Source organism: Nostoc sp. (genome assembly GCF_036917435.1).
In the GTDB taxonomy this organism is placed as follows: domain Bacteria; phylum Cyanobacteriota; class Cyanobacteriia; order Cyanobacteriales; family Nostocaceae; genus Nostoc.
In genome coordinates this window covers 119,498-145,235 of the sequence record NZ_JBALDM010000037.1, presented here as the reverse complement: position 1 = coordinate 145,235, position 25,738 = coordinate 119,498, and the positions used below count along the sequence as shown (strand labels likewise).

The window sequence follows — 25,738 nt, the reverse complement described above, 5'->3', positions numbered from 1 at the left end:
TATTCTTCAACTATAACTATGCAAAATCTTCAATCTCCACTAGGAAATAATATTCATCCCCTTGGCGTAATATCATTTTTATCTAATCCTCAGAAAATGATATTGAAAAAAGAATCTAATTCTTTGCATTCACGAAGTAATTTTATCAGTACAATACAAAATAAACCACCATTAGCTACATCCTCTAAATTTTTCTTGTCTCGTCAGTATGAACCATCAATTCAACCATTAATAGGTTGGGATAGCTGGGATACTGAAGATATAAATAGTGAATTCCCATTGATTGATTTTGATGCTTCTGATTCAATAACTGCACTAGAAAATAGTAATGAATCAGTAAGAAATAGTATTCCAGAGATAATGCCAACTCCCAGCGAGGTAAATACGAGTAATGACACCTCACAAGAAGTAAATATAAAAGGTAAATCTAAGTCGGAAAAAGCAAAGAAGTCTCAAAAGCTATCAGAAAAAAAGTCAACTTTAAAATCTATAAATAAGAAACCTGATAAATCATCTACTGCTAAAAATATTAAGCAAGTTGTAGATAAAAATAATGCTCCTATTAATCTTAAAAAAGATAAATCATTAACATCAGATGACTCTCTACCTCTTGAGACTAATTTGGAAACACCAAATTTACAACTGGATATTGCATCAGATATTTCTGCAAAGGATCATAGTTATGTTAGTAACATAACGGCATACAATTCGCCTAATTTTCAAGATCAATCTAATTTACTCAGGAATATTGCTAACGATGATCTGCCAGTAAATTCTGAGCTAATATCTAGTTTGCCTAATACAGATTTGTCTTTAACAGACAATATTTTTATATGGGAAGAAAATAAAAATCTTGAATTAGAAAATAACACAATTGAATTAGTTAATGGTTCATATATAGAACTTCCTTCGGAAAATAATATAGAAGAAATATTTATACCGGATAGTAATTTTATAAATGCCGAAGAAAAGCTAATACCTGAAATATCAGAATCAGTTAATTTGTCAGGTATGCCAGTTAGCCAAACGCCACCAAAACAAGACCTTGAAATAGACCAATTTTCTTCTATAGTTGACAATAAAAACAGCGTAAGTGAAACAAATTCAATCCAAGCAAAAGAGATTTTACCAACATCAAACTCTTCATTGCAAGAAGCCGAATCACTAAATACCAATTTTGAGGCAGTTACAGCCATTGAATCCGACTTAATTTCAGAAGAAAGCACAAATTATTTTGTACCAAATAATGCTATCTATGATAGTTCTTTAACTTTTTCTTCAGAACTTAGTTCGTCTGAGGTTAATGATACACCAACTTTTTTCCATTCTTTAGAGAATGACGAAAATACCATACAGACGCATGTTACTTCACCTAATTCTGAGTCTTCAGTTGCAAAAAATCCTATTACAGTACAACGAGAAATTGCTCCTGACTCTTCACACCATGTAGAAAAGACAACGCAAAATTTACCCCCTCAGCCCCCTTTAATACCAGAGAATGTAAAGCCTCTGCCCTTGCAGAGTAGAGGTTTTATAGATTCTGTGAAAAGTCAAGAAATTGATTCTATTATTACGAGTGAGTCTCTAGACAGTGCGCCTGTTCAGTTAACACCTACCTCAGCAGAGATTGAAGACATACCTAATTTATTCAGCAACTCTGATAGCGATGAAAAACTCCACCCACAAGGGGATGGAGTTTTTGGGCATGGGGAATGGGGCATGGGGGATGGGCAAGAGCCTCTAATGCCCAATGCCCAATGCCCAATGCCCCAAGTGGCGGGGCGGCTATCCCTCTACAGACACCTGGGGATGGAGTTTCCCGCCGCTTTCGATGAACAATTAGTAGCTTCAGAATCACAGTCTGCTATGGTGGTTAATGTCTCAGATGTCTCAGCAAATGTGGCTTCACTACAACGTGATAGCAATGTTGAGAATACTACCAGCGAGTTTACAGAAAGTCAGCCCATCTTAGCAGTACCTGAAATTGCTGAAACATCAATAATTACCACCACATTGCCTGAAATTAATGAAGCATTGGTAGTTAGTGCTAGTTCATCTGAAATTTCTGAAGCATCAACAATTACCGCCACATCACCTGAAATTTCTGAAACACCGACAATTACCGCCATATCACCTGAAATTAGTGAAGCATCGATAGTTAGCGCCAGTTCATCTGAAATTGTTGAAACACCAACAGTTAGCGCCACATCACCTGAAATTAGTGAAGTATCGGTAGTTAGCGCCAGTTCATCTGAAATTGTTGAAATACCAACAGTTAGCGCCACATCACCTGAAATTGTTGAAACACCAACAGTTAGCGCCACATCACCTGAAATTGTTGAAGAAGCAAGTATTTTTAGAAAAATTATTGATAATGAACAAACAGTAGAGTCAGAAAATCCTGAAATATCAACCTTTGCTGATAACTGGGATAATCCAGAGATTCTAGAAAACCCAACTTCTTTACAAGATGAGGTAAGCACAGCACCTAAAAGTGAGCAGAATGCGATCGCACAAAAACCCGCACCTAAAGGTTATGCTACTGGTGGTCATGTTACAGACTCCCACGTTGAAAATCGCCAGCACATAGCACCCTCAGATACAGTGCCTGCAATGCTAACGCCTGGGGAGTTCGTGATTAATACCAGGGATGCACAGAAGAATTTACCCCTACTACATCACATCAACACTGGTGGAACACCGCACGATATTATCCTTCCAAGTTTACAGACACCCAATTCTACAGAACCAGAAGAAACGATTTCTCCAGAGACTCCGACTAAAGTCGATTCTTTTCCAGACACTTCATTACAGCTAAAAAGCACTGAGACTGATTCACCTGAGATATCCAATTCTTTAATTCCTTCTTCCTTGGGATTGAATATTAGCAAACAGAAACTTTCGATTCTCAATTCTCCACAGCTTCATACTCTTCAAAATGAAACAATTGATGTCGGTGAAGCTTCACCTCAATACTCATCGCCTCCCCTAATTTTCCGAAAAGCAAATTCTACAACTAATACATCTTCTCAATGGTCAAATACACCTTCTCAATGGTCAAGTGTGGAAGATTTACTAAATGGAAATAATGATGATTCTACTAGCTTTAATTTTAATGATGGGGAATCTAATAGCCAAAATTATGAATTTTCTCATGTTTCAGAATCGCCACAAGTTTTTGCTAAACACCTTCCTGCACCTAGAGGCTTTGCTAATGGTGGAGAAGTCACTCCACCCGATATATCTAGAGAAATACAACCTGTCACTGAGACGATAAATAACACTTCTTTATCTTCTGAAGAAGGTAAGAAAGATGATACTGCTGATCTCGAAGCTCTAGCCCGTGAAATTTATCACAGATTACGACAACGGATAGAAATTGAGCGAGAACGTCATGGCGGTTATTCAGGTAGATTACCTTGGTAAATTTCCATTCAATAATTAATTTTTGGAGAATATTCAAATGGCAAGTCCAGCAATTATTGTTATTCAAAAGCGTCAACCGCAACTTGAGAAAGCCAAGCTTGTAGCTTATAACAGTGAAGCACCAAATATTGAATTAATGTTTAATCCCACAGATATTAGTTTTACTCGGACTGTTAAGTGGGAAAGTAAGGATGGTAATAGAGGAACTACTCTACTTCCAAAAGTCAACTTTTCTGGCGTTGAACCTTACAAGTTTACACTTAAACAGTTACTTTATGATACTTATGAAACGAAAGAGTCGGTGATGAAAAAATATATAGACAATATCAAAAAAGGTGTAGAAACTATCAGTAAAGGAATTGACAAACGTCCACCTGTTTATATATTTACATGGGGAAACGAGTATTTTTATTGTGTAATCACGAGCTTAACCTACACTTTAAACATGTTTTTGAGTGATGGTACACCAGTCAGGGCGCTGGTAGATATAGCCTTGCAAGAAGTAGATAAGAATAACCTTCCCGGAGGACGTGAATCTGCCTCTACAGGCGAAGCTCGTCAGGGAGATCAAAAGGGGCAAACACTGAGTAAGACATAATAAGTAAAGTTGTAAATTAGTATTTACTTTGTCATTAAAGGCTGCTCTTAAAATTTCATAGTTTATCAAATAATAGTTATGCCTCCTAAAAAAAGCCTTTATTTAAGCGAACCTAAAATACAGATAGATGGAAAACCAGCTTCTCCTGAATTAATGAAGGATATATTGCAGATCACAATCGAAGAAAGCCTTCATTTACCAGCAATGTTTACGCTAGTAATCCATAACAGCTATATTCCCACATCTGAGCGACCAGAAAATAAGGCTTGGCGACATGAGAAGTTGTTTAAGATTGGCAACAAAGTAAAGTTGGGTTTTAGTTCCAGTACGACTCTAGATAATAATTTTCAAAAAGAAGTAGGAGAATTTATCATTGAAGGCGAAATTACAGCGATGGAAGTTCACTTTAATGAAAAATCTGAAGCTGATATCATTGTTCGCGGTTATGATATTTCTCATCGTCTACACAGAGGTCGTTACAATCGTTCTTTTTTAAATGAAACTGATAGCGATATAGTCAAAAAAATAGTTCAAGAAGTAGGCATAAGACCTGGCAATATAGAGGCAACTGGTGAAGTTCATAAGTATGTCTTCCAAGAAAATCAAACTAATATGGAATTTTTACGAGAAAGGGCTGCCCGTATTGGTTTTGAGTTATTTATTACAGAGGAAAAACTAAATTTTTGCAAACCAAAAACTCAGGGTGCTTTATCACTAAAATGGCTAGTTGATATTAATAAATTTAGTACACGCGTTACCAGTGCTGAACAGATAAGTTCTGTGGAAGTACGCGCTTGGGACTATACCAAGAAAGAATTGATTAGTGGAACAGCCAAGAAAGAGAAGCAAATAACCGAGACAGGCAATAAGCTAGGAAGTAGTACTAGTAACGCATTTTCTAATCTTAAGTCTCCCAAAATGATTGTTGTAGATAAACCTGTTGCCAGTAAAAAACAAGCAGAGACGATGGCTCAGGCGTTGTGTGATGAACTAGGAGGAGAATTTGTTTATGCAGATGCCAAATCAGAAGGGAATCCTGAGATTCGTCCTGGACGCGTTATTAGTCTTGAGGGTATGGGCGATCGCTATAGTGGTAAGTATTATGTTACAGAAACGCGCCATTTCTTCAGTCAGCGCGTTTATGAAACTGATTTCAGCGTTCGAGGACTACGTTCTGGTAATTTATTCACAACTCTATCCCCAGAAAAACGTCTACAGCCGTCTGAGACTTTATTAGTCGGAATTGTAACTGATAACAAAGACCCAGAGAAAATGAGCAGAGTGAAAGTCAAGTTTCCCACTCTCACAGAAGAACATACAAGTGACTGGGCAAGAGTTGTAGCTGTGGGAGCAGGGCCAAACAGAGGCTTCGACTGTTTACCAGAGGTAGATGATGAAGTCTTAGTAGGTTTTGAACATGGCGATATTCATCGTCCTTACGTCATTGGCGGGGTATGGAACGGCAAGGATGCACCACCAGAAAAGGTGGGTGATTCTGTTACAAGTGGTGTAAGATTACGCACCATTAAGACTCGCGTTGGTCATGTTTTACAGTTTGTTGAAGAGGATAAAGGCAGTAGTAAAACAGGTATTCGCGTTGAAACTAAAGACGGTCATAAAATATATCTCAATGATAGTCAAAGGTGTATAGAGATTGAAACTAAAGGCGGTCATAAAATCAAAATGGATGATATGGCTAAATCTGTTTCGGTGAAATCAACAGGTAATATGTCATTAGATGCTGCTGGAAATATAGATATTTCAGCCACCGGCGTGATTACAGTTAAAGGTGCGATGATTCGCCTTAATTAATTTTCTATGTTTTTTCTCAGCGCTCTCTGTGCCTCTGTGGTTTCAAAGTAATTTATCCAACCACAGAGACGCAGAGAACACAGAGGCAAGAGATTAAAGACACTATTAGGAGGTTGTGATGGGTAAACCGGCAGCAAGAATTACTGATAATGTGGCGCATCCCTTACCCCCAGTTTTAACAGGAGGGCCGGGTAGTCCCAATGTGTTGATTGGGTCTTTACCTGCGTGGCGGGGTGTGCTTGCAGCAGCAGTACCAGGTTTGCAGTCTGCCAAAACATCTTCTGATATAGCTATCAAAGCGGCTGAGGCTGCTACTCTAGCGGCGGCTGGGACACCAGGCGCACCTGCTGCTTTAGCTACTGAGCAAACTACAAAGGCAACATCAGCAGCTACTATGGGTAGTGCGATCGCAGCTGCTGCCGCAGGTGCTGATATTCATAATTGCGCCACACCTTTACCCTTACCTCCCCACGGGCCTGGGGTTGTGATTGACGGTAGTCAGACTGTGCTGATTAACAACCTACCTGCCTCTCGGATGGGCGATACTATTATAGAAGCATTAGGGCCACCGAATAAAATTATCAAAGGTGATATAACTGTTTTGATTGGCGGCTGATTGGAGAAGTAGAGGGCAGAAGCAGAATAATTTGTAACTGTAATTTGAGGCTCAGAACTCCATTAATGAGGCTTAGAACTCCATTAATGAGGCTTAGAACTCCATTAATGAGTGTTTTTTACTTGCGGAAGCAGCACAGATTTAAACTCTAGTCCTCAGTTCCCACTCCCCAGTCCCCAGTCCCCAGTCTCTCGCCTCCTCAATCTCGACCTTTGGCGAATAGGCTTAAACCTTCTGTGCCGATATCTTTGAAGATATCCATGTAACAGCTGTCTAAGTGCCAGATATGGTTTATGGTCGTGAACGAGCCTATTTGGGAACAGGTTGGGCTTATCCACTGCATTTAAGTGTGCAAGGTGGGATACAACTTAGCCATGAAGATCAAAAAGTTAAAGAATCTATTTGGATTATCCTCCGCACGGGAGTAGGTGAGCGGGTTTATCGACCTACCTTTGGTTCGCGCTTGTCGGAACTGGCGTTTGCACCTTTGAATAGCAATACCCTACTGCAAATCCGTCTTTATGTCTTGGAAGCTTTAGAGGTTTGGGAACCACGCATTACTATCGATGAAGTTGTTACCGATCCTGACCCTGTGCGTGGCAGAGTGGACATCATCATCAATTATCGACTTAAAGACGGCCCCGATATTTATAGTTTTGTTTATCCTTATTATTTGGTGTCAGCTGGGGAGGAATCGTGATACCAATTAAAAATTAAAAATTAAAAATTTCAGAAAACTAAGTTTTATTTGGGTTTCTAGGCTTGTATCTGTCACATTCTTTTTTAAATTGGTATGAACTTTGACTTTTTACCGAAATTACCTTCTTCCAATCTAGACGATCGCGCCTTCGATGATTTGGTGGAAGAATGTATTATGCGTATTCCTCGCTACTGTCCAGAATGGACAGACCACAATCTCAGCGACCCTGGAATTACGCTAATTGAGTTATTTGCTTGGTTAACTGACCAAATGTTGCTCAGATTTAACCAAGTACCTCGCAAAAATTATGTCGCTTTCCTAGAATTACTGGGTATTCGTCTCCAGCCTCCCGCCCCAGCCCGCACGGAATTAACTTTTTATTTAAGCGCTGCACTACCCGAAGCCTACACGATTCCAGCCGGATTAGAAGCCTCAACTATCCGCACTGAAACTACAGAAGCGATTACTTTTAGTACAGATTCTCCTTTAATTATCGGCAACCCCCGCATCCAACATTTCTTAACTGCCCAAACTACCGAAGATATTCCCCAATCTCTGCGCGAAAGAGTCACAACTGCATGGACTCGTCAATCTAACGGTTTCTGGACAGGTAACGAACAACCGATTTTTGAAGAGGAACCCCAGCCTGGTAACTGTTTTTATTTAGCAATTAATTCTGACGACCCTTTAGACGCTAATGTTTTAGAAATTATTTTCCAAGGGGCTGCGGCTACCCCTGCGGGTATTAACCCCAATCAACCACCCCGGAGGTGGGAAGCCTGGGATGGAGAAAATTGGCAAGCAGTTTTATTGCAAGAGTCAGATGATAAAACTCGCGGTTTCAGTTTTTATGAAATGGCCCAACAGGGTGGAAACCCATCTCAAGGTGCAGAGGTACGTTTGCATTTACCTCAAGTTTGGCCCGTGGCTAATTTCACCTCTTACCGAGGTCGCTGGCTGCGCTGTAGTTTTATTAGTAGAGAAAATGAATCTGGTTACAACCGTCCGCCAAGAATTATTGGTTTAGCAGCGCGGTCAATTGGCGGTACTGTTAGGGCTAGTCACAGTACGCTGATTCTAGATGAGCGATTGGGAATTAGTGATGGTACACCCGGTCAGAGTTTCCAGTTACAAACAGCGCCAATTTTAGAACGCCGAGAAAATGAGTATATTCTAGTTACTCCCAGTGGTGGTTTGCCTCAGAAGTGGACTGAGGTGAGAGATTTTGCTGATTCTGGGCCACATAATTTTCATTACACCATCGATTCCATCACTGGTACAATCCAGTTCGGGCCGTTGATTCGGGAACCTAGCCAACTTAAACAGCATACCCAGGTGCGAGGCCTGCGGCAGGCTCCGCCAACGCGAATTCAGCAACCATCACTAGACGAGACATCTGTCCAAGTTCTGGAAAATAACCAGTCGGAACATCAATATGGGGCGATCCCTCCCCGTGGCGCAGAGATTAAAATGGTTACTTATCGTACAGGTGGAGGTAGAGAAGGGAATGTGCAAACTGGGGCAATCCAGTTTTTGAAGTCTGCGTATCCATACATTACTAGTGTGGTCAATCGTGTACCTGCAATCAATGGTGCAGATGCCGAATCGTTAGAGCAGGCTGTGATGAAGGCTCCCCGTATCCTCCGCACACGCGATCGCGCCGTCACTGCCGAAGATTTTGAAGTTTTGACTCAACAGGCGGGTGCTGGTGCGATCGCTCGCGTCCGGTGTTTGCCAGCAAATTCTCGTAGACAAGCTGGTATAGTTAGTTTACTGGTAGTTCCTTATGCAAACACAGATGCGATCGGGCAAGGTAATGGCATAACACCAGAAGAGTTTAATCTGAGTAATGCCCTCCAAGAGCAAATTTTGAGTTACTTAGATGAAAGACGCTTACTAGGAGTGCAAATAGAATTACAAGAACCAAATTACGTAGGTGTTTCGGTACAGACGGAAGTTGCTTTAGAGCCAGCATACAACAACCCTTTTGCCAGCGAAGAAATTCGTCGGAATTTAAGGGTATCGCTGTATAAATATTTAAATCCATTAACTGGAGGAATGGACGGTAAAGGTTGGCCATTTGGGCGACCAGTTTATACATCAGATATTGTCGCATTACTGCAACAAACCCCAGGCGTGCGTCATTTAGGCCCCGTCCTGCTGTTTCCCATCCGCAAGCAAGGAGAAAATTGGCGACGACAACCATCACCAGAACAACTAATTGACCCAGGATCGGAAGGTTTAATATGTTCTTGGGCAGATACCAATCTACGTTCAAATCACGACATCCAAATAATTCGTAATTCGTAATCCCCAATTCCCAATCCCCAATTCCCAATCCCCAATCCCCAATTCCCCACTCCCCACTCCCCACTCCCCACTCCCCACTCCTATGGTTCAAAGTCGCTCTAGTCCGGCTGTAAGCATTCAATTAACACCAATGCAAATACCCGAAGCTTTACCTGTGGCGGGTTTAGGATTTGCAAATGCGGATATGGATGTAGGTGGACGTACATTACTCTTGCATCCTGGACATCCCAGCGAGATGATTGTGCAAATACAAAACTTAGAACAACGTCCTTTACGGGTAAGCTTAAGCGTTGACGGAAACTTCCCATCCCAGTGGTGTCAAATTGGCACAGAGGGCAGTGAAATACCGCCTCGCGGACAAATGGATGCTGTTCTCTACTTCTCAATTCCCGACACATTTTTTGAAGATCAAGAAGCAATTTCTCCAGGGAAAAAAGACAAACTAACACTCAATTTTCGCAGCCTAATTACTTTACATATAGACTCAGGTACGGACAACGAACAAATCGAGAGAAGCGAGTATTTCGATTTATATATCCGTCCCTACACCGCCTACATGGAATTCTTGCCAATTTTGTATCGAGAAGTAGACTTTATTGGTCGCTTCATGAAGATATTTGAGCAAGCTTTTCAACCAATAGTTGATAGTTATAATGTCATGTGGGCAAACCTCGATCCTTTGACAGCACCACAAGCACTACTACCCTTTATGGCTCATTGGGTTGCTTGGCAAGTAGATTCCGTTTGGGATCTCCAGCAACAACGACGTTTAATTCGTCGGGCTGTAGAACTTTATCGTTGGCGCGGAACTCGTAAAGGATTGCGTCTCTATTTACATCTATATACTGGTTTACCACTCGACGAAGATTTATCTAATGAAGCTGATAAACATATCAGTATTACAGAACCTTTCGGCCCAAGTTTCATCATCGGAGATGCCCAATTAGGAAATGCAGTTTTAGCAGGTGGCCAACCATATCATTTTATAGTACGTTTGCGTTCAAATATTTCTAGTGGCATCATTAACGAGCAACTTATCCAAAGAATCATAGAACAAGAAAAACCTGCTTTTTGCACTTATGAATTATCTATTGAAAATCCTTCTAATTAAATAATTTCAAATTAAATTGTAGGGTGTGTTGTCGCTTTAGCGTAACGCACCATCGATAATTAAAGGTGCGTTAGCCTTTGGCATAACACATCCTACATCTACTTTTAATCCAAAATCTAAAATCACTATGTCTCATCCTTTCCCACCCCCACCAATCAAATCTCTTGAACGCCTTCAAGCCGCAGACGGATTACTAATCAATGCAGAACGCTGGCGTACAGCCCATGATTATCATCGGAATCGACAAAATGCCCAATATCAAAGTTTAAACCAACCAGGAATTGTCTGTGGTTTAGGCGTTAGAGATGTGACAGCCCCAAGCCAAGTAGAAGCTAGATATCGAGATGGGCGTTGGGTGCAAATTCAACCTGGTATTGCAATTGATTTAGCGGGTAATCTAATTGTTATACCGACCTCTTATGATTTTCCTATTGATGTAGAAGTAGTAAGTTCTGAACCACTCATGATCTACTTAGTCGTTAGCTATGTAGACCCTGACGAACTGCGGCGCGGACAGCAAAGAGATATTGTTCAAGAAACCTATAGAATTGACCAAAGAAACTCCGTACCAATCAGTTCAGAAATAGAAATATGCCGCATACTTCTACAACCAGGAAATAACGAAATCACCCAACCTGCGGATGCTTTCTTCCCTGGATATAACAATATTGATTTGCGTTATCGCCGTCAGGCACAAATGCGTCCTCAAGCACTTGTATGTATGGCACAGGCGAATCATAGCGATCCTGAATGTGCGCGTAATTTTTTCAGCCTTTCCTACTTATTACAAGCAGTAGAACCCCTATATCCCAGTTTGCGGGGGGCTGATGAACCAGGCCAGGTTTCTTTAGCGGAAAATATTCAAGATTATGATCTACTTTATTTAACAGGTGGACAGGCTATTTCTTTAAATAGTCTTGAATTTGAATCCCTCAAAAATTACTTAAATTTAGGTGGCGTGCTTCTCGTTGATGCACCACCAAATGCTAATGCTCTAATTGAGAGTACTCAAGCATTAGCACAACAGTTAGAAAGTCCTTTAAGACCTTTAGAAGAATTGCAACGGAGTCATCCTTTAAGGACAAAACCTTTCTTATTTGCTGCCTTGCCAATGGTTAATCAACAGCAAATTAAAATGTTAATTGGTGGCGGAATTATTTTAGTAATTGGTGATTTAGCAACCGCTTGGGGTCTGGATAGAGACTTGAATTTACCCAGATTGACCATTCGTACAGCCCAGGAACTTGGAATTAATATTCTTCACTATGCTTGGAAGCGGCGACAGTTGATAGGTTTGCAACAGGAAGATAATTCAGGGCAGTGGTGAGAACAAAGTTAGCAGGGTGGGCAACAATACTATATTATTTGTGGAAATTGACGGTATCCAGATCCCCGACTTCTTTAAGAAGTCGGGGATCTAACTTTTCACCAATGATTTAGAATTGCTATATATCCCACATTCCGCACTTCAATAAGTAGGATGAATAAACTACATAAACAAAAAATGGGCTGATGAGAATTTGAACAATCAAGTAACCAGAAAATAAAGGCTCTCGGTAGTCTTTGAAACATGCTGCCAGTCGTGATGTTATTTCTCTTTTTCTGTCCAGTTCCGCAATTAATGTTAATCCTGCATCCGATGTTACAGGCTCACCCTTGAAATTAACTACAACTGGACATGACTTTACTTGTTCAAATATGAACTGTTCTGGTATACAATCATTTTTACTTGGGGTCATACTTTAAACTGCTGTAATTGTTGTGCAATATACATTTTGGCAGTTTTTAACCCCTACTTCTTCAAGCTTTGTGAGAAATCCGGGATAGTCAGTCTTCTCCGTAGGGGCTACCATCATTGGTAGTTTATGTGCTTTTAACCCCGCACCAGGGCAGTAAGAATTGGTTTCTCAGTTGTCGCCTCACTTACATGGATATCAAGTTGTCATCAGTAGATGATTAAAGTGCGGACTTAGCCCAATAAGGGTTACTCTACCAAAGCCTGGAATCCCACCAAATTATGGGTTTCTCCAGAACGAATCGCACTTACACGTATCTCGGCTCAATACCATTTCGAGTTGTCTCTTCATGACCGTATTTCGGTCTTCTCTTCTTCTTGACTTTTCTCTCAAATCCTTTTAATATTTGTTTGCTGATAATCAGTCTGAACAAGGAGATGAATAATATTACATCTCATTGATATTTGGTATCAATAGTAACTAAGGCAGATTGATGCTAAAACTTAAACAACTTAAACAACTTAAACACAAGATTAATAAACTGATTTTTGGTCGTTATAAACTGAGCTTGTTACAATCTGACTCCTTACCAGCCAGCTATTTCGATCAATTCTACAGCAAAGATCCCGACCCGTGGAAGTACGAGACAAGGGAATACGAAGCTAACAAATATGCTGCGACGATCGCAGCTTTACCCAAAGAGCGCTATCGGTCTGCCTTTGAAATTGGCGGTTCCATTGGCGTTTTAACTGAAAAGCTACAAAAGCGTTGTGACTCACTCCTCTCGGTTGATATGTCACAACTGGCGCAGGATAGAGCAAAAGAGCGCTGTCAGCATCTCTCCAATGTCAAGTTCGAGATTATGCGTGTCCCAGAGCAATATCCCGATGAGATATTTGATTTGACTCTAGTCTCGGAAGTTGGCTATTACTGGAGCTGGAAAGACCTAAAAAAATCTCAACAGTGCATTTTAGAACACCTAGAACCTGGAGGACATCTACTTTTAGTTCATTGGACACCTTATTGGCGTGATCATCCGTTGAGTGGGGATGAAGTTCATAACTCGTTTTTTGAGTTGGCCCCAAATCAACTGCGGCATTTAAAAGGTCAACGAGAGGAAGAATATCGACTTGATTTATTCGAGCGAGTTTAAGAAATGAAGAAGAATTCAGGCTTAATATCCCTGAATTCTATTCGGGGGATATAAGTTCAGCGTGACTCTGCCAGCTTAAAAACTTGGGAGAAAGGCAATACAATCAATGGCACTACTGTAGCTAAATTCCAAAGCCTCATCAAGAAGAAAAATTGGCAAATGAAAAGGAGTCAGAAGTCAGAATTCAGGAGTCAGAATACCCCATGTCTGAAGTCAGGGGTTTCAAGCAAGGAATACTTTTTTCTCCTCCACTTTTTCGCACAGAATTCAATTCTGTTAGCGGATAGCTAAGGTTTAGCCCATTCTGGCTCCTGATTCCTGAATTCTTCTTCGGTAATTCTCCGAGGTCGTAAGCCTGTAGGTAGTATCTGTAGAAATATTTCTCAGAATAAATTAATCAACTTGCTCTCTATTTTTCGATTTGGGGTTCAAATAATATCGAGCGATCGCCACACGTTATGATAAATGATAAATCAACTTTCTCAGATAAACTTACCTTGCTGCTACTATTATCTGGCTTAATTAATGACACGCCCTAGTTTAGGAGGTAACTCTAAATATTCATTTAAAAAAGTTCACTTAAATTAGGTAAATTAACAATAACCATGCTGCAAGTTACTCTATTACATTTTCCCTTTAGTGGCTATACTCTTCAATTAGCAAATCAATTAGTAAATTATGTTGATTTGACATTCATTCACTCAGAAAAAATATATTCTCAATATAAAGATTTTATCGATCCGCGTATTCATATCATTAAAATTGAAAAACCACGTATCCGCAACCCACGCAATATATTTGTAATGTCTGCAATAATGCGAATGATTCGAGAAATAAAACCAGATGTACTGCACGTCCAAGAAAATAACGATCCTTGGTATGATTTAATGCTCCTTGGTAATACAATGCCGCCTTTAGTGACAACAATTCATGATGTATTTGCGCACCCTGGAGATCGCGATCTCATTCCTGGTACCCAATATACTCGCAAAATAGCTTATTATCGTTCCCAACGGTTGATTGTCCATACTAACTTGCTAAAAAATGCTCTTGTCCAGCAATTCCACGTGCCGTCCGCACGAGTTAATGTCTTGCCTCATGGTGAACTAGGTAGTTTGTTTCAATCTTTTTCAGGGAAGAAGATACAGGAACGTGAACCTTATACTTTGCTATTCTTCGGACGCATTTGGCCTTACAAAGGATTAAAATATCTCATACAGGCTCTACCTTTGGTTGCAGAACATATTCCAGAAGTCAAGCTGATTATTGCTGGACAGGGCGAAAATATTGATCACTTATTACAAGCAACTGACAAAAAATACTACGAACTCTTAAGCGGTTTCATACTCAATGAAGACGTAGCACCTTTATTCCAAAGAAGTACAGCAGTAATTCTCCCTTATATTGAATCTTCACAAAGTGGTGTCGCGACGATGGCGTATTCTCTAGGAACACCCGTAATTGCTTCTAATCTTGGCGGTTTAGCGGAGATGATTAGGCATGAAGAAGATGGCTTATTAGTAGAACCCCGTGATGTCCGTGGTCTTGCTAACGCTATTATTCGGCTATTAAGTGATACTCAATTACAACAGAAAATACAAAAAGCAGCTTTAATACGTTGTCAACAAGATTTGAACTGGTCAAATATTGCTGCTCAAACAGTAGATGTTTACCAAAAAGTAGCCATAAAGTAAACCTATAAATCTTAGGTTATGTGCTGGAGCAGTTAGGAAGATTAGAAGAAGCTGTTGCATCCTACGATTGTCAAAAGTATTACTTATTATCTGAGTTTTGAATTCTCTAATTCAGTATTGCTTAATCTGATGTTTTCCTAACTGATTGCAAAATCCTAATTAAATATTATTGAATAACCAGCTTTTTTATGGTGTAAAAAGCTTGAATTCGTATGTGGATAATTTATTTATTTTCTGGTTACTTGATTGTTCAAATTCTCATCAGCCCATTTTTTGTTTATGTAGTTTATTCATGCTACTTATTGAAGTGCAGAATGTGGGATAGATAAATCTGGGCAATCACCGAACAAGGCAAAAATAAAAAGTAAAAAGAAAGAGGAATAAAATCGGTTTGAAGCCCCTGAATTTATTTATAGAAAAGGAAATAAAGATTTGTTTCGTTAGCGTAGCGGCACGAAGTGCGACACGACATGCTGTGAAACAAGGCATCCGTACAAGGCAAAAGTAAAAAGTAGAAAGGCAAAAGAAATATTGAATTTATCTTTCTTTTTACTTTTATCTTTTTACTTGTTTATGCATCCTTTTTAAATCCCCTAGATTTATTTATGGGGATTATCTTTTTACTTTTTACTTTTTAATTTATTCCTTAACACCCTTAAACCACAAATCCTAGAACTACATTTAAAGCTGTACGAATAAATTCCCAGTACTCTAACTCCAGCACACCGACTAAACCCAAAACACGACTATGGTCAACAGCACGAATTTGTCCGATATCTATAAAACGGTCTTGGTCTAGTCCATTATTTGGTGTTGCTTTCACATTCACAACGTAGGGAGCTTGTTTATTTCCAGGTCTAAATGGCATCACAATTGTTAGCAACCCATACTGATTCATGATGTCATTCTGCACAATCAAGCAAGCACGGATTTTTTTTGCTTCAGCCCCCACTGTTGGCTCAAGATTCACCCAACGTATTTCTCCTCGCAGATAAGTTAAATTACTCCCTGGCATTTATGCCATCTCCAACAACACTATCCCAAGCAGCAATTTCAGCTTGATACTCTGGATCTTCAGCATCCTGCTTGAGGGCTGCAATCATTTCTGTTGCCAAAATTCGGCGGCGGTGTTCTGTCAGAAGTGTATTAATATATGCACTACGATTTCCCTGTGCATACTGATCTAGAAATTGTAGAATGTCTTTTTCTAAGGTAATTGTGACCTTTAGCATCTATACTATTTTTTAGCCTTACTATTTAGTATGATTTTATCATCTTACTAGAATTTGCCAAGCCGATGTACTTTAAATATCAATCTTCTGTCTGTAATAACCAAAAGCCGCTATAAGTCATCCCGGAATCATCGGGTTGTACTAACAAAAAATGCAATCCTCGGCAATGCTTTTTTCGTTGTTGATATGTTTGGGCTGCTGTTGTAACTTCTGGATCTTCAAAAGTGGCAACAATCCACCTATCTACTAAGCCAGCTTCTAATACTAAGCCGTCTGGTGCGCCAGAAATGTAGTTTAACGCCACAGGACGGGCTTGCTGTAACCACCGTGCTAGGCGCATCGATTGCCGTCCACCATAAATTACCACACCAGGGACAGGCACTGTTGATGCTAAACCCAAATTGATGGGTTTAAGATATTCTGGGATGTGCAAAATGGGAATGGGGCGATCGCTAAATCTTGTTTCTACATCACTAGCAGCTAGAGTCGCAAAACGCCATTGTTCTCCCCAGAGGTTCTCTGGTAATGGTACTGGGGGTGGTTTATCCAGCGTTGAGGGATACTGCTTTTCTTGTAACCACTGCTTCAGTGCCAAAGTGTGGCGGGTAGGTTCGACATTTATACTTAAATTGCGTCCAGCCGCCTCAATTAAGCTTAGAGACTGAGGACGAAACACCTGGATCGCATCTGGCAATTTTTCACCAGCCGCTAACTCAAGTTGATCTGCAACCCAACTCGAATTTGCTGCTGACTGGAGACAGGTAGCTTCATACTCAAAGCTGCGAGTTGCATCACAAATCAACAACTCCCATAAAATTTGTCCCGATGCATCTTGTGAGGGACGACGATAAAAGTCAACCTGCCAAATTTTCATAAATTGGGAATTGGGAATTGGGAATTGGGAATTGGGCATGGGGCATTGGGAATTGGGAATTGGGAATTGGGAATTGGGCATGGGGCATTGGGAATTATAATCAATGCCCTATGCCCCATGCCCAATTTAAATAGCTTGAATCCACTCTTTGACAGAATATTCAGTCCAGATGCCATTTTTCCAGTAGGGATCGTTTTCAATCAACTGGCGCACAGTGGCTTCGTCTTCGGCTTCGTAAATTCCAAAAACTTTTGTAACATCTTTGGTGGGGCCAATGGTAATCAGCACACCGGATTCTTTCTGTTTTGCTAATCCGTCTAAATGAGCTTGACGGTGGGGGGTGCGTTTTTCGAGAACGTCTTCGCAGTAAGTTCCCCAGAGTACATATTTAGGCATAATTCCTTGTTAGTCCTACTAACTGGTTAAGAAGATTTTGATGATGATTCTTCGCCATTACCTACGATAAACTAAGTTAGCTGTACTTAAACTAGCTTGTCTTCATAATGGTTTCTACCTTTCCCAATTCATCTTCTGTCGATCTATCTCGCATCCGACTGGCAATTCGCTCATTGCAACCGCAATTAGTAGAATGGCGGCGGCGATTGCATCAACAGCCAGAATTGGGTTTTCAAGAAAAACTGACGGCTGAGTTTGTATCACAAAAGCTTCAAGAATGGGGAATTGAGCATCAAACTGGTATTGCTGACACTGGTATTGTTGCCACTATTAAGGGCAACAAACTAGGCACAGAGAAAGTTTTAGCGATTCGGGCAGACATGGATGCTTTGCCAATCCAAGAACTTAACGAAGTGCCCTACAAATCGCAGCATGATGGAGTGATGCACGCTTGTGGACATGATGGACATACTGCGATCGCATTAGGTACAGCTTACTATCTTCAGCAGCATCGCCAAAACTTCTCCGGTATCGTCAAAATTATCTTTCAGCCAGCAGAAGAATCACCAGGAGGCGCAAAGCCGATGATTGAAGCTGGAGTTCTGAAAAATCCTGATGTTGACGCAATTATTGGTTTGCACTTGTGGAATAACTTACCCTTGGGAACAGTGGGTGTACGGGCTGGGGCGTTGATGGCTGCTGTAGAGTGCTTTAACTGCACAATTTTGGGCAAAGGTGGACACGGCGCACTACCCCATCAAACTGTTGACTCCGTAGTCGTTGCTGCCCAAATTGTAAATGCTCTGCAAACCATTGTCGCTCGGAATGTGAATCCTATTGATTCAGCTGTGGTAACGGTGGGCGAACTTCATGCTGGAACCAAGCGGAATGTGATTGCTGATACAGCGAGAATGAGTGCTACTGTCAGGTATTTTAATCCTAGTTTGAAAGGCTTTTTTAACCAGCGTGTCGAGCAGATTATTGCTGGAATTTGTCAAAGTCATAGTGCGAGTTATGACTTGGAATACTGGTCACTTTATCCACCAGTAATTAATGATATTAAGATAGCAGAATTAGTGCGAACTGTAGCAGAAGAAGTGGTAGAAACGCCGTTGGGAATTGTGCCAGAATGCCAAACTATGGCTGCTGAGGATATGTCCTTTTTCTTGCAAGAGATTCCTGGTTGCTATTTCTTTTTAGGTTCTGCGAATCCAGAGAAAGATTTGGCCTATCCTCATCATCATCCCCGATTTGATTTTGACGAGACGGCATTGGGAATGGGTGTCGAAATATTTGTTAGATGTGTGGAGAAGTTTTTTAGTTGAGGCTTGGAAAACCTTCATCGAAGGTATTGAACAACTTTACTCAAACTATATTCAAATCTAATCAGATATAGTCTTTTTAGGCTTTGGTAATTTTGCAATCCACGCCCTAACGACATCAGAATTTGATACTCCCCTCTCCGTGTTCTCTGCGCCTCTGTGGTTAGTTACTCCCCAACTAGTCGTAATTGCGTCCTAGAGACGTTGTATTACAACGTCTCTTATTACATTATTCGTCGTCTCAACAGTCTGTCTTTATGAAAAAGAAAATAGTTCTAATCTTACTATTTCCTAGACTGAATTGCCTTGATTAACTCATAAAAAGGTTGCCAATTATCCTCTTGAGCAATTGCTTCCCAAGTAGACTCAATCACAGGTCTTAATAATACCGTTTTTGGATTATGAACAGCTAGAGTCTGAGCAATTACATCGGTGTTCTTGGTATCCAAATCGTTCAAAATTTTATGGTACAATATACACCAATCATCAAAAATTCCTGATGCACCCGGTACTGGAACAATATCTGAACTATTCATCACAAAACCTGGTTCATCTCGCCATTTAGATGAAAAAGTCCGAGCCATCTCATAAAAGAATTGGTGATAACCAACTTGGCTCTCTTTCAAAAATTCAATCGTTAGATTCAATAGTTCCAATGCTTCTGGATGCGGCAAATTATCAAAACCTAACTTTTTCAACATCAAAGAACTGTATTCAGCTTTATAATACTCATCAAACTTAGCTAATCCAGCTTCCATTTCGGCTTTATCAATAATTGCCTTTAAAGGTTCCTGGAGCATTTGTAAATTCAAGTGGCAAATACTTGGTTGATTCCCGTAACAATAACGTCCATAATAGTCAAAATATGCAGCTATAAAGGATGGGTTATAAGTCGGGATAAACGCATAAGGGCCATAGTCAAAACTCTCTCCAGTAATCGACATATTGTCAGTATTCAGAACTGCATGACAAAAGCCCGCCGCCATCCACTGCGCTACTAATTCTGCAACTCGTTTAACTAATTCGGCGTAAAACAGAACATATTTATCTTCTTCACTACTTAAGTGTTGATAATATTGCTCAATTACGTGGTCTAATAACTTCTTAGTTAAATCTGGACGCTGGAAATAATGCAGTCGCTCAAAAGTACCAAACCGAATATGAGAACTGCTCATTCTAATCATCACAGATGAGCGGGTAGGTGAAGGTTCATCGCCTCGCCACAGAGGTAAACCTGTTTCAATCATGCTCAAACAGCGCGAGGTTCGTACACCCAAGTGGTGTAGTGCTTCCGCAGCCAGAACTTCCCGCACCCCACCTTTAAGCGTGAGCATACCATCGCCACCACGGGAGTAGGGCGTTCTCCCAGAGCCTTTTGTGCCAAAATCGTACAATTCGCCATCAGTGGCGCGTACTTGCCCATAGAGAAAGCCTCTGCCATCACCCAACTGTCTGTTATATTCACCAAATTGATAGCCGTGGTAACGTAGTGCTAACAAGGGTTTGCGCCCCTGAAACCGGCCAAAAGCTGTGATGAAATCTTCGTCTTTGACTGCTTGGGTGTCTAAACCTAAAAGAGGTAATAGTGCATCGTTACGCCAGCGCAAGAGGTGTTGGGGAAATTCTTCTGCTGCAACCTCGTCGTAGTAGTCATCGCCTAGAGATTCTAAGGCGCTTTCGTAGTTGAGGGAGAGAAGAGGATTGCTAGAATTTTTGTAGTTTGGGGTTTCAGCCAGAGTCATTACGAGCAAAGCTTAATTCATTCTTCCCTTAATAGTACCTCTGGCTTCAGCATCAGCATAGACGCAAAAAGCGACTCATATCTAAAATATGGCAGCGTCACCATCAAAATCTAGAGCGGATAATGAATAAAGTTTTGCAGTTCCAGAAAAAATTAACTCAATTAGGTATTTTAGACGCTACATTTGAGGTTTTTGGTTCAGAATCACACTAGTATCAATTAAAACCTTGCTTGAGTAAGAAAGATATTCAAGTGTTTGAGTCTAGTAGTCTGTCAAGAAATAATTGACGAATAAATCTTCTGTAGAGACGGCGATTTATCGCGTCTTTCTAACCGTCAAAATGGGTTTGACAGACTACTAGATACAATATTACGCTACCAAGTGAATATAAAAACTTTCTATTAGAAATTGGCAATGGTGGTGCGGGGCCAGGATATGTATTATCGGGGATTGAAATGAAGATGTCATCCCAGAAAAACTATACCAAGATAACTATGAAATTCTCTCTAAACCTTTTTCTTTAACAGAAGCGTAGAATGATTTGGATTTGATTGTCAAGAATAAGTAAGTGGGTCAAATTAAATATCAAACCTCACCCTGCCTCCGGCTTCCCTCTCCGATACTTTGGAGAGGGATTGAGGGTGAGGTTTGATCTTATATTTAATTATCCCTACCTACTTACTGAGGAGCAGCCTTTGAGTTTTGATGATTGGTATGAAGACTGGCTTAACCGAAGTTTGCATCAAATTCGCCAGTCTTCGGAAACTTAACCTTAATTAAATCAAACTGGGCTTTTTACTTTTTCATTGGTTGTGATGGTGGTTGAGTAATACCTACAGAGTTTGGTGTTGGTTGCGATGCCTGTGAAGAGAGAATTTGTTTTACTTGCTGGTTATACGCTTGCAAAATTGATTGAACCTGTTTTTCTTGAACTTGATTCAAATCCAAAGTTTTTAACACCATCCTGATTCTCTGGCGTGATTGTAGTGCTGCCTTAAATTTAGTATCTTGGGACGGGTTTAATAGAGCCTCAATATCTTTATCTCTTTGCTGACGTGCTACTTCGATTTGTTGACGCTGTTGGCTTGTGAGTTTGATTTTTTGGTGTGTTGTAGCACTATTCTGAGTTGTTAACGCTGGAGTAGTGGGAGTGGCGGAAGTGGGAACTGGTGCTGCCAAAACTACTCCGTGCAATATGGTAGCAAAAGCGAAGGTAGCAGAAAATACAGATAAGCCCTTTATAGAATTAATAGACATTTTGAAAAACTCCTCAATCATCTAAAAAAATGCACCCATTGGCTGATAAGCCAGAGGGTGAACAAATATTACTCTCGCATTTGCTTGTGGAGTTATTGTGTATTTATTATGGATTTACTATGAATTTTTAGATGTTGCGAACTTACGTCTCAAATTTGTTAATTAGCTGTGTATAAATAAATATAATACACAGATAATCAAGTTCTCAAATAAGTCCAGTATCTATACAGAGTTAGAGAATAGCTGCTTAAAATTTTGGTGCTTGCCAGTTAGAATTTGTGAAACTTGTCATAATATGATCTTCCCATTGCCCATTAATTAGCAAATAGTCTCTAGCATATCCTTCAATAACAAAACCAAGTCTTTTTAAGACATTGCCACTACGCCGATTGTGAGGCATATAATTAGCCATAACTCGGTGAAAATTTAACTCTTTAAAGAGATATTCAGTTGCAGCTTTTAGCCCTTCTGTCATATATCCTTTACCTTGTTTACTTTCAGCAAGGCTATATCCAACATAGCAAAAATGAGCGGCTCCTCGGGCAAAATTACTAAAATTGACCGTTCCAATAATTACGGTAGGATTTTTTTTGGTAAAAATAAATAGCTTTAATGATTGCCCATTAATAAATTCTAAAAAACTATTCTCTATCTGATACTGCCAATATTCTTCAGTGAAAAAACCATCAACCCATAGAGGGTAAAATGGAGTGAGATAGATTTTGTTATAAATAAAGTATTTGAGAATTTGGGGTATATCTTCATGAATCCCCGCTCGTAATAATAGGCGATCGCTAGTAATTAGTGGCAATTCTGATATCATAATCGACGGGAGCTATTCCCAGCACATTCTCTAAATTTTATAAATTGTCTCATACCTCCGGTTTAGCAGAGCAGTTAAAGGGTAGGGGCAATTCGTGAATTGCCCCTACTGGGTGTATTTTTGCCTAATTCCTAACTCGGAACTGTTTTGCCCACTGCCCTGTACAATAGACAGCGTAAGTATTTTTACTGCTAATCTGCCATTCCACCAAAATCTTGATAAGCTGATGTCTAATATCTAGAGCGGAAGGATTGAGAGCCAATGGGTGATAAAGCACAGTGCGGGGCGTAACTTGGATAAAATCGCTTTGCCCAAACGCTGTACCGCAGGAAATTCAACCAAAAGAAAGCTCAAGATTCAACCCAGTCTACAAGAAGGATAGTGATGTGGTGGCAATACGCTACGATTGGCAGGAATTAGAGATTCGGGCGATATACAATATGCCATTGCTAGAGCTTATTTATCAAGCTGCTAGCGTGCATCGCCAATATCATGACCCAACAAAAATACAAGTTTGTAAGCTTATATCCATTAAAACGGGGGGTTGTCCAGAAGATTGTAGCTACTGTGCCCAATCTTCGCGCTATAAAACAGAGGTAAAAGCAGAAGCACTCCTAGAGAAGGAAACGGTAATTAACATCGCCCAGAAAGCTAAAGAAACTGGTGTTAGTCGCATCTGCATGGGTGCTGCTTGGCGGGAAGTCCGGGATAACTCACAATTTGAGGAAGTTCTGGAAATGGTAAAGGATGTAACCGCAATGGGTTTAGAAGTGTGCTGCACTCTGGGTATGTTGACGGCAAATCAAGCCAGGAAACTGGAAGAAGCGGGACTTTACGCCTACAACCATAACTTAGATACCTCGCAGGAATATTACAACACAATTATTACCACGAGAACTTATAGCGATCGCTTGAATACAATTGAGAATGTCCGGCAGACTAATGTTACCGTATGTTCCGGCGGTATTCTTGGTTTAGGCGAAACCGTCGATGACCGGGTTGGGATGTTACAAACTCTGTCAAATTTACATCCGCATCCAGAGTCAGTACCAATTAATATTCTTTCACAAGTACCAGGCACACCCTTAGAAAATCAGCCTGATGTCCCTGTTTGGGATATTGTGCGAATGATTGCCACAGCCAGAATTCTAATGCCAGCTTCTGATGTGCGTCTTAGTGCTGGTAGGGCTAGACTTTCTGAAGTTGAACAAGCTTTCTGCTTTATGGCAGGAGCCAATTCTATATTTTCCAGCGACGACAACAAAATGTTGACAGTGACAACTCCCTGTCCAGATTATGATAGCGATCGAGAAATGCTGAATTTACTTGGTTTGGGGATGCGTCCACCTTCCCAAAGACAGGAAAAAGTAGCAAGTCCAGCTGTTGTCGGATAAATATCTTCAATCAGGGATGGGTGTCTCACCCGTCCCTGACTGAGGGCAGGCAAGATGCCCGCCCCACAAGAGTCTTGGTTAAATTATCTTGGCAGTCCGCAGACCGAACAACAGACCGACTGATAAACCAAAGAATAAAGCTAAAAAGCCGATGTAAGCTGCAATTGCAAACATTTATTTTTCTCCACAATACTTCCTAAATCTATTGAATCATTAGTTGTTGAAGATTGGGCATTGGGCATTGGGCATTGGGCATTGGACATTGGGCATTGGGCAAAGAGGAGAATTAAAATTACCATTACTTCTTTCTCCACTGCCCCCTGCCCCCTCCTCCCTTGCTTCTTCCCAATTCGCAATTCGCAATACCCAATTCCCAATGCCCAGATTGCGATAGAATACTGCCCACGGGCGCTTCTTTGGGGTTAAGCAATGACTTCTGTAATTAATGTAAATTTACCAGAGCGGTCTTATGAGATTGCGATAACTTCGTTGAGCGACGCTAACGCATCTTCGAGTTTAGATCAACTCGGTCAACAGATGGCCAATTTGAAACTAGGCAAGAAAGTACTGCTAGTTTCTAATCCGACGATTTTTAAGCATTATGGCGAAAGAGCAATTACATCCCTGAAATCTGCTGGATTTGAAGTTGCTAGCTGCACCTTACCACCTGGTGAACGCTACAAAAACCTCAATTCCATCCAAAAACTCTACGATGTCGCCTTAGAAAACCGCCTAGAACGTTCTGCTACGATGGTGGCTTTGGGCGGAGGTGTGGTTGGCGATATGACTGGCTTTGCCGCCGCAACCTGGCTGCGCGGTATTAATGTTGTGCAAGTGCCTACAACTCTCTTGGCGATGGTAGATTCGGCAATTGGTGGCAAAACTGGCGTAAATCATCCCCACGGTAAAAACTTGATTGGGGCATTCCATCAGCCGCGTCTAGTATTAATTGACCCAGATGTGTTAAAAACCCTTCCTATGCGCGAGTTTCGGGCAGGAATGGCAGAAGTTATTAAGTACGGTGTAATTTGGGATGCTGAATTGTTTGCCCAGTTGGAAGCAAGTAAACGGCTTGACCAACTTCGCTATGTAAAACCTGAATTAATAAAGACTATATTAATGCGCTCTTGTCAAGCGAAAGCTGACGTTGTTAGCAAAGATGAGAAAGAAGGCGGATTACGGGCGATTCTCAACTATGGGCATACCATCGGTCATGCAGTAGAAAGTTTGACTGGTTATCGTTTAGTGAATCACGGTGAAGCGGTGGCCATTGGCATGGTAGCAGCCGGTCAAATTGCCGTGGAATTGGGAATGTGGCAAAAGGAAGACACCGAACGTCAAAATGCTTTAATTCAAAAAACAGGTTTACCGACTCAGTTACCATCTGGGGTGGATATTGAAGCAATTATTGAGGCGTTGCAGTTAGATAAAAAAGTCAAAGCAGGAAAAGTGCGATTTGTTTTACCAACAGAGATTGGTGTAGTTACAGTTACCGACGAAGTGCCATCAGATATTATTCGGCAAGTGTTGCGAGGAATGTAA

Annotated in this window: 26 protein-coding genes; 14 read left to right on the top strand and 12 right to left on the bottom strand. The window is 40.7% G+C overall.

The features are described 5' to 3' along the window. Positions 1-18 precede the first annotated feature (18 nt). From V7K98_RS17750 to V7K98_RS17715, 8 genes are all read left to right on the top strand, one after another. Positions 19-3,426 carry a hypothetical protein gene (locus tag V7K98_RS17750; RefSeq protein WP_335024059.1) on the top strand — a complete coding sequence of 1,136 codons (3,408 nt, stop codon included), beginning with the start codon at positions 19-21 and terminating at the stop codon, positions 3,424-3,426. A 37-nt stretch (positions 3,427-3,463) separates the two neighbouring features. Next, complete coding sequence (locus tag V7K98_RS17745) at positions 3,464-4,024, top strand: CIS tube protein (protein ID WP_335024057.1); 561 nt, start codon at positions 3,464-3,466, stop codon at positions 4,022-4,024. Positions 4,025-4,102: 78 nt separating this feature from the next. After that, positions 4,103-5,836 carry a VgrG-related protein gene (locus tag V7K98_RS17740; protein WP_335024055.1) on the top strand — a complete coding sequence of 578 codons (1,734 nt, stop codon included), beginning with the start codon at positions 4,103-4,105 and terminating at the stop codon, positions 5,834-5,836. 118 nt (positions 5,837-5,954) lie between these two features. Then, the gene (locus V7K98_RS17735; RefSeq protein ID WP_335024053.1) at positions 5,955-6,452 is read left to right on the top strand and encodes a PAAR domain-containing protein; all 498 of its coding nucleotides are present in this window, start codon (positions 5,955-5,957) and stop codon (positions 6,450-6,452) included. 286 nt (positions 6,453-6,738) lie between these two features. Then, a complete protein-coding gene (locus V7K98_RS17730; protein ID WP_335024051.1) occupies positions 6,739-7,152 on the top strand; it encodes a GPW/gp25 family protein in 414 nt (137 codons plus the stop codon). 93 nt (positions 7,153-7,245) lie between these two features. Beyond that, a complete protein-coding gene (locus V7K98_RS17725) occupies positions 7,246-9,462 on the top strand; it encodes a putative baseplate assembly protein (RefSeq protein WP_335024049.1) in 2,217 nt (738 codons plus the stop codon). An 82-nt stretch (positions 9,463-9,544) separates the two neighbouring features. Beyond that, positions 9,545-10,573, top strand: a complete 1,029-nt coding sequence (locus V7K98_RS17720) for a phage tail protein (RefSeq protein WP_335024047.1) — start codon at positions 9,545-9,547, stop codon at positions 10,571-10,573. 127 nt (positions 10,574-10,700) lie between these two features. Further along, positions 10,701-11,900, top strand: a complete 1,200-nt coding sequence (locus V7K98_RS17715) for a DUF4159 domain-containing protein (RefSeq protein ID WP_335024045.1) — start codon at positions 10,701-10,703, stop codon at positions 11,898-11,900. A 118-nt stretch (positions 11,901-12,018) separates the two neighbouring features. On the opposite strand, the gene V7K98_RS17710 is transcribed toward V7K98_RS17715, so the two are convergent. Continuing rightward, positions 12,019-12,312 carry a transposase gene (locus tag V7K98_RS17710; protein ID WP_335024043.1) on the bottom strand — a complete coding sequence of 98 codons (294 nt, stop codon included), beginning with the start codon at positions 12,310-12,312 and terminating at the stop codon, positions 12,019-12,021. A gap of 490 nt (positions 12,313-12,802) precedes the next feature. Between V7K98_RS17710 and V7K98_RS17705 the strand changes: the two genes are divergently transcribed. After that, complete coding sequence (locus V7K98_RS17705; protein ID WP_335024041.1) at positions 12,803-13,462, top strand: class I SAM-dependent DNA methyltransferase; 660 nt, start codon at positions 12,803-12,805, stop codon at positions 13,460-13,462. Between the two features lie 409 nt (positions 13,463-13,871). Here the strand turns inward: V7K98_RS17705 and V7K98_RS17700 are convergent, their stop codons facing one another. Beyond that, positions 13,872-13,994, bottom strand: a complete 123-nt coding sequence (locus V7K98_RS17700) for a hypothetical protein (RefSeq protein WP_335024039.1) — start codon at positions 13,992-13,994, stop codon at positions 13,872-13,874. Positions 13,995-14,067: 73 nt separating this feature from the next. Here V7K98_RS17700 and V7K98_RS17695 point away from each other — a divergent pair, with 73 nt between their 5' ends. Beyond that, positions 14,068-15,156, top strand: coding sequence for a glycosyltransferase family 4 protein (locus tag V7K98_RS17695; protein ID WP_335024038.1), 1,089 nt, complete (start codon positions 14,068-14,070; stop codon positions 15,154-15,156). Positions 15,157-15,811: 655 nt separating this feature from the next. Here the strand turns inward: V7K98_RS17695 and V7K98_RS17690 are convergent. From V7K98_RS17690 to V7K98_RS17670, 5 genes are all read right to left on the bottom strand, one after another. Continuing rightward, positions 15,812-16,171: a type II toxin-antitoxin system PemK/MazF family toxin gene (locus tag V7K98_RS17690; RefSeq protein WP_335024037.1), complete on the bottom strand. Its 360-nt coding sequence runs from the start codon at positions 16,169-16,171 to the stop codon at positions 15,812-15,814. Then, positions 16,158-16,388: a type II toxin-antitoxin system MazE family antitoxin gene (gene mazE / locus V7K98_RS17685; protein WP_335024036.1), complete on the bottom strand. Its 231-nt coding sequence runs from the start codon at positions 16,386-16,388 to the stop codon at positions 16,158-16,160. The genes V7K98_RS17690 and mazE overlap by 14 nt, the downstream gene beginning before the upstream one ends. Positions 16,389-16,467: 79 nt before the next feature. Next, the gene (locus V7K98_RS17680; protein ID WP_335024149.1) at positions 16,468-17,262 is read right to left on the bottom strand and encodes a Tab2/Atab2 family RNA-binding protein; all 795 of its coding nucleotides are present in this window, start codon (positions 17,260-17,262) and stop codon (positions 16,468-16,470) included. Further along, positions 17,259-17,381 carry a hypothetical protein gene (locus V7K98_RS17675; protein ID WP_335024034.1) on the bottom strand — a complete coding sequence of 41 codons (123 nt, stop codon included), beginning with the start codon at positions 17,379-17,381 and terminating at the stop codon, positions 17,259-17,261. The genes V7K98_RS17680 and V7K98_RS17675 overlap by 4 nt, the downstream gene beginning before the upstream one ends. A 7-nt stretch (positions 17,382-17,388) precedes the next feature. Then, the gene (locus V7K98_RS17670) at positions 17,389-17,658 is read right to left on the bottom strand and encodes a YciI family protein (RefSeq protein WP_335024032.1); all 270 of its coding nucleotides are present in this window, start codon (positions 17,656-17,658) and stop codon (positions 17,389-17,391) included. Positions 17,659-17,765: 107 nt separating this feature from the next. Here V7K98_RS17670 and V7K98_RS17665 point away from each other — a divergent pair, with 107 nt between their 5' ends. Further along, complete coding sequence (locus V7K98_RS17665) at positions 17,766-18,983, top strand: M20 family metallopeptidase (protein ID WP_335024030.1); 1,218 nt, start codon at positions 17,766-17,768, stop codon at positions 18,981-18,983. A gap of 281 nt (positions 18,984-19,264) precedes the next feature. On the opposite strand, the gene V7K98_RS17660 is transcribed toward V7K98_RS17665, so the two are convergent. Further along, complete coding sequence (locus tag V7K98_RS17660) at positions 19,265-20,722, bottom strand: protein adenylyltransferase SelO (protein ID WP_335024028.1); 1,458 nt, start codon at positions 20,720-20,722, stop codon at positions 19,265-19,267. A gap of 641 nt (positions 20,723-21,363) precedes the next feature. Between V7K98_RS17660 and V7K98_RS17655 the strand changes: the two genes are divergently transcribed. Then, entirely contained in the window at positions 21,364-21,492 is a 129-nt protein-coding gene (locus V7K98_RS17655; protein WP_335024026.1) for a hypothetical protein, read from the top strand. A 25-nt stretch (positions 21,493-21,517) separates the two neighbouring features. Here the strand turns inward: V7K98_RS17655 and V7K98_RS17650 are convergent, their stop codons facing one another. Then, positions 21,518-21,979: a hypothetical protein gene (locus tag V7K98_RS17650; RefSeq protein WP_335024025.1), complete on the bottom strand. Its 462-nt coding sequence runs from the start codon at positions 21,977-21,979 to the stop codon at positions 21,518-21,520. 247 nt (positions 21,980-22,226) lie between these two features. Further along, entirely contained in the window at positions 22,227-22,802 is a 576-nt protein-coding gene (locus V7K98_RS17645; RefSeq protein ID WP_335024023.1) for a GNAT family N-acetyltransferase, read from the bottom strand. 386 nt (positions 22,803-23,188) lie between these two features. Here V7K98_RS17645 and bioB point away from each other — a divergent pair, with 386 nt between their 5' ends. Then, positions 23,189-24,196: a biotin synthase BioB gene (gene bioB, locus V7K98_RS17640; RefSeq protein ID WP_335024147.1), complete on the top strand. Its 1,008-nt coding sequence runs from the start codon at positions 23,189-23,191 to the stop codon at positions 24,194-24,196. A gap of 78 nt (positions 24,197-24,274) precedes the next feature. Here the strand turns inward: bioB and petL are convergent, their stop codons facing one another. Together petL and V7K98_RS17630 are read right to left on the bottom strand one after the other, a co-directional pair. Then, the gene (gene petL, locus V7K98_RS17635; RefSeq protein ID WP_094332720.1) at positions 24,275-24,370 is read right to left on the bottom strand and encodes a cytochrome b6-f complex subunit PetL; all 96 of its coding nucleotides are present in this window, start codon (positions 24,368-24,370) and stop codon (positions 24,275-24,277) included. 39 nt (positions 24,371-24,409) lie between these two features. Continuing rightward, entirely contained in the window at positions 24,410-24,559 is a 150-nt protein-coding gene (locus V7K98_RS17630) for a hypothetical protein (protein ID WP_335024021.1), read from the bottom strand. A 66-nt stretch (positions 24,560-24,625) separates the two neighbouring features. On the opposite strand from V7K98_RS17630, the gene aroB reads away from it, so the two are divergent. After that, positions 24,626-25,738 (top strand): 3-dehydroquinate synthase, encoded by a 1,113-nt coding sequence (gene aroB, locus V7K98_RS17625; protein ID WP_335024019.1) that lies wholly within the window; start codon positions 24,626-24,628, stop codon positions 25,736-25,738.

Bases quoted from the DNA above. Each gene is read 5' to 3' on its own strand.
- petL (WP_094332720.1), bottom strand. From the start codon at position 24,370: ATGTTTGCAATTGCAGCTTACATCGGCTTTTTAGCTTTATTCTTTGGT.
- V7K98_RS17710 (WP_335024043.1), bottom strand. From the start codon at position 12,312: ATGACCCCAAGTAAAAATGATTGTATACCAGAACAGTTCATATTTGAA.
- aroB (WP_335024019.1), top strand. From the start codon at position 24,626: ATGACTTCTGTAATTAATGTAAATTTACCAGAGCGGTCTTATGAGATT.
- V7K98_RS17745 (WP_335024057.1), top strand. From the start codon at position 3,464: ATGGCAAGTCCAGCAATTATTGTTATTCAAAAGCGTCAACCGCAACTT.
- V7K98_RS17680 (WP_335024149.1), bottom strand. From the start codon at position 17,262: ATGAAAATTTGGCAGGTTGACTTTTATCGTCGTCCCTCACAAGATGCA.
- V7K98_RS17715 (WP_335024045.1), top strand. From the start codon at position 10,701: ATGTCTCATCCTTTCCCACCCCCACCAATCAAATCTCTTGAACGCCTT.
- V7K98_RS17730 (WP_335024051.1), top strand. From the start codon at position 6,739: ATGGTTTATGGTCGTGAACGAGCCTATTTGGGAACAGGTTGGGCTTAT.
- V7K98_RS17690 (WP_335024037.1), bottom strand. From the start codon at position 16,171: ATGCCAGGGAGTAATTTAACTTATCTGCGAGGAGAAATACGTTGGGTG.
- V7K98_RS17735 (WP_335024053.1), top strand. From the start codon at position 5,955: ATGGGTAAACCGGCAGCAAGAATTACTGATAATGTGGCGCATCCCTTA.
- V7K98_RS17725 (WP_335024049.1), top strand. From the start codon at position 7,246: ATGAACTTTGACTTTTTACCGAAATTACCTTCTTCCAATCTAGACGAT.
- V7K98_RS17665 (WP_335024030.1), top strand. From the start codon at position 17,766: ATGGTTTCTACCTTTCCCAATTCATCTTCTGTCGATCTATCTCGCATC.
- V7K98_RS17740 (WP_335024055.1), top strand. From the start codon at position 4,103: ATGCCTCCTAAAAAAAGCCTTTATTTAAGCGAACCTAAAATACAGATA.
- V7K98_RS17660 (WP_335024028.1), bottom strand. From the start codon at position 20,722: ATGACTCTGGCTGAAACCCCAAACTACAAAAATTCTAGCAATCCTCTT.
- V7K98_RS17650 (WP_335024025.1), bottom strand. From the start codon at position 21,979: ATGTCTATTAATTCTATAAAGGGCTTATCTGTATTTTCTGCTACCTTC.
- V7K98_RS17720 (WP_335024047.1), top strand. From the start codon at position 9,545: ATGGTTCAAAGTCGCTCTAGTCCGGCTGTAAGCATTCAATTAACACCA.
- V7K98_RS17670 (WP_335024032.1), bottom strand. From the start codon at position 17,658: ATGCCTAAATATGTACTCTGGGGAACTTACTGCGAAGACGTTCTCGAA.
- V7K98_RS17705 (WP_335024041.1), top strand. From the start codon at position 12,803: ATGCTAAAACTTAAACAACTTAAACAACTTAAACACAAGATTAATAAA.
- V7K98_RS17675 (WP_335024034.1), bottom strand. From the start codon at position 17,381: ATGGGGCATAGGGCATTGATTATAATTCCCAATGCCCCATGCCCAATT.
- V7K98_RS17695 (WP_335024038.1), top strand. From the start codon at position 14,068: ATGCTGCAAGTTACTCTATTACATTTTCCCTTTAGTGGCTATACTCTT.
- mazE (WP_335024036.1), bottom strand. From the start codon at position 16,388: ATGCTAAAGGTCACAATTACCTTAGAAAAAGACATTCTACAATTTCTA.
- V7K98_RS17750 (WP_335024059.1), top strand. From the start codon at position 19: ATGCAAAATCTTCAATCTCCACTAGGAAATAATATTCATCCCCTTGGC.
- V7K98_RS17645 (WP_335024023.1), bottom strand. From the start codon at position 22,802: ATGATATCAGAATTGCCACTAATTACTAGCGATCGCCTATTATTACGA.